Source organism: Phenylobacterium sp., assembly GCF_036501465.1.
Taxonomy (GTDB): Bacteria; Pseudomonadota; Alphaproteobacteria; order Caulobacterales; family Caulobacteraceae; genus Phenylobacterium.
In genome coordinates, this window is record NZ_DASYAF010000118.1 from 1 (window position 1) to 2806 (window position 2806).

Consider the following 2806-nt stretch of genomic DNA (forward strand, 5'->3'; position numbering starts at 1 on the left):
GCGATCAGGCAGGGCACGCCGCCGCCCTTCTGGTACTCGCCGCGAACCGTGTGGCCGGGCCCTTTCGGCGCCACCATCAAGACGTCGATCGAGGCGCGCGGCTCGATCAGCCGGAAGTGCACCGAGAGCCCGTGCGCCACCAGCAGCGCCGCGCCGTCGCGGATATGAGGGGCGATCTCGCCGTTGTAGATCTCGCGGTGCAGCTCGTCCGGCGCCAGCATCATGATGGCGTCGGCCCAGGCGGCGGCGTCGGCGACGGTCATCACCTTCAGCCCCTCGGCCTCGGCCTTCTTGGCCGACGCCGAGCCGGGGCGGAGCGCCACCGCGACGTTCGCCACGCCGGAATCGCGCAGGTTCAGGGCATGCGCGTGGCCCTGCGAGCCATAGCCTACGATGGCGATCTTCTTGTCCAGGATGCGGGCAAGGTCAGCGTCGCGGTCGTAGTAGACGCGCATGGTCCTATCTCCAGTCGGGCTCGAGCGGGGCCGGCGTTGCGCCAACCCCGCTCGCGAGGGCCGCTATCGATAGGTTTTTGCCCCAGCCGTCAAGGCGAGACGCGGCCGGAAGAACGCCCGGCCGCCGCCCGTTCCTAGTAGCCGTTCCAGTAGAAGACGCCCTGGTAGACCGACAGGACCTCGCCGGTCCACACGTCCACCAGCACGGCGTCCGGTCCCTCGGCGATCCACTCGCAGCCGACCGGCGGCGGCGGCAAACCGTAATCGGCCCAGTCGAGGTAGTACTGGGACGAGTACCAGCCCAGGGGCAGGAACTCGCCGAAGTACCAGGGGCGATAGGACCAGCCGGACGGAAAGACGCTGTAGCCGGAGAAGCGGAACTGGCGCTGGGCGCGGTACTGCCGGGCGAAGCTGTTGGCGCTGTAGTAGGAGCGGCCCTGGTCGCGGCCGCGCAGTCCGTGGTTCCGGAAGCCGAAGTTCCCGCCACCCTGCCCGTTGAAGCGTTGGCCGCCCTGGCCGCCTCCGTTCCAGCGCTGGACCTGGCCGTTCTGGCCTTGCCCTTGCGCGCCGCCACGACCCTGCCACTGCTGCTGACCGCCACCCTGGACAGCCTGGCCGTTGAAATGCCGGCCGCCCTGAGCTTGGCCCTGGCCCTGCCCGCGCTGGAAGGCCTGACCATTGAAGCGCTGGACGCCGCCCTGGCCCGGGCCACCCAGTGCCGATCCGCCCTGGCCGGGACCGCCATGGGCCGGGCCGCCTTGAGCTTGGCCGTTGAAGTGCTGCGGGCCGCCCTGAGCGCCTCCGGCATTGTGTTGTCCGCCCGCCTGGCCGCCGTGCTGCTGGCCGCCGCCTTGGCCGCCGCGCGGCTGGGCTTGATGCTGCTGGCCCTTCTGATCGTTCGGGTTGTCGGCGTAGGCCGCAGCCGCTGCGCCGGTGAGCGCCAGCGCCATGGCGGCCGTCGTGAAGACTTTCATCGGAGTGCTCCCTGAGGCGCCGAGGGCGCCGGTCCGTTGCCGCCAAACCTGGACTCTGTCGTATGAACCCGTCTTGAACGAGACGAAATCCTGCGTTCAGCTTCCCGCGCCCGCTTCGCTGAACGAGAGCGCCATGGCCGCCCAACCCGCCGACATCATCCATTTCTGGCGCGAGGCAGGCCCGGACCGCTGGTTCGAGAAGAACCTGGCCTTCGACGACGCCATCCGGCTGAGGTTCGAGCCGACCCACCATGCCGCCGCCCGCGGCGAGTACGATGAATGGATCGAGAGCCCCGACGGCGCGCTGGCGCTCGTCCTCCTGCTCGACCAGTTCCCGCGCAACCTCTACCGCGGCTCCGGCCACCAGTTCGCCACCGATCCGCTGGCCCGCAAGATCGCCGGCGAGGCGATCGCACGCGGCCACGACCGCGCCTTCGACAACGACATGCGCTCGTTCTTCTACCTGCCCTACGCCCACTCGGAGGACATGGCCGACCAGGACCGTGGCGTCGCGCTCTGCCAGGCGCAGGCCGACGAGGCGAACGACCCGGAGCTGGTGAAGTGGGCGCTGATCCACCGCTTCATCGTCCAGCGCTTCGGCCGCTTCCCCCACCGCAACCGCGCCCTCGGCCGCGCGACCACGCCCGAGGAACAGGAATTCCTCGACGCGGGCGGTTTCGGGGGGTGATGCGGCTGGATCAGGACGACGGCCGGCTCATATGAGGGACCGATGCACCACAAGCGGCGCAAGTCACGAAACCAGCGCGCCGGCTGCAAGCTGTGCAAGCCCTGGAAGGTGAACGGGTTTCGCACCGAACGGCCCGACGGCGAGAAGTTCGCCGATCACCGGCGGCGCGAGGCTGCGACTCGGGAGATCCGCTCCGAGGCCTAACAGTTGCGCGCGGAAGTCCACAGGAAACACATCCAATCAACAGGTCGTTTTCCACCTGAGGCGCCACACTAGGGTCCGGTCCGGAGTGATTCGTTTTGTCCGCCCTCGCCCATCAGATCGTCCTGCCGGTCGCGTCATCCGATCATCCGGAGCGGCAGTATCTCGACCTGCTCGGCGACATCCTGGAGAACGGCGTCGAGCGCGGCGATCGCACCGGGGTAGGCACGCGGGGCGTGTTCGGGCGGCAGATGCGGTTCGACCTGGCGCAGGGCTTCCCCCTGCTCACCACCAAGCGGGTGCATTTCCGCTCGATCCTGGTGGAGCTGCTCTGGTTCCTGCGCGGCGAGACCAACGTGCGCTGGCTGCAGGAGCGCGGGGTGACGATCTGGGACGAGTGGGCGGCCGAGAGCGGCGAGCTCGGTCCGGTCTACGGCAAGCAGTGGCGTTCCTGGACCGCGCCCGACGGGCGGGTGATCGACCAGATC

At 69.3% G+C, this 2806-nt stretch carries 5 protein-coding genes; 3 read left to right on the plus strand and 2 right to left on the minus strand.

Annotated elements, in window-relative coordinates:
• Together VGL85_RS12770 and VGL85_RS12775 are read right to left on the minus strand one after the other, a co-directional pair.
• On the minus strand, nucleotides 1-455 hold a 455-nt coding region (locus VGL85_RS12770; protein WP_331589326.1), incomplete at its 3' end, for an NAD(P)-binding domain-containing protein.
• Nucleotides 456-589: 134 nt separating this feature from the next.
• Entirely contained in the window at nucleotides 590-1429 is an 840-nt protein-coding gene (locus VGL85_RS12775; protein WP_331589327.1) for an RcnB family protein, read from the minus strand.
• A gap of 133 nt (nucleotides 1430-1562) precedes the next feature.
• Here VGL85_RS12775 and VGL85_RS12780 point away from each other — a divergent pair, with 133 nt between their 5' ends.
• From VGL85_RS12780 to thyA, 3 genes are all read left to right on the plus strand, one after another.
• A complete protein-coding gene (locus VGL85_RS12780) occupies nucleotides 1563-2117 on the plus strand; it encodes a DUF924 family protein (RefSeq protein WP_331589328.1) in 555 nt (184 codons plus the stop codon).
• Nucleotides 2118-2159: 42 nt separating this feature from the next.
• Nucleotides 2160-2321, plus strand: a complete 162-nt coding sequence (locus VGL85_RS12785; RefSeq protein ID WP_331589329.1) for a hypothetical protein — start codon at nucleotides 2160-2162, stop codon at nucleotides 2319-2321.
• Nucleotides 2322-2437: 116 nt separating this feature from the next.
• On the plus strand, nucleotides 2438-2806 hold a 369-nt coding region (gene thyA, locus VGL85_RS12790), incomplete at its 3' end, for a thymidylate synthase (protein ID WP_414695248.1).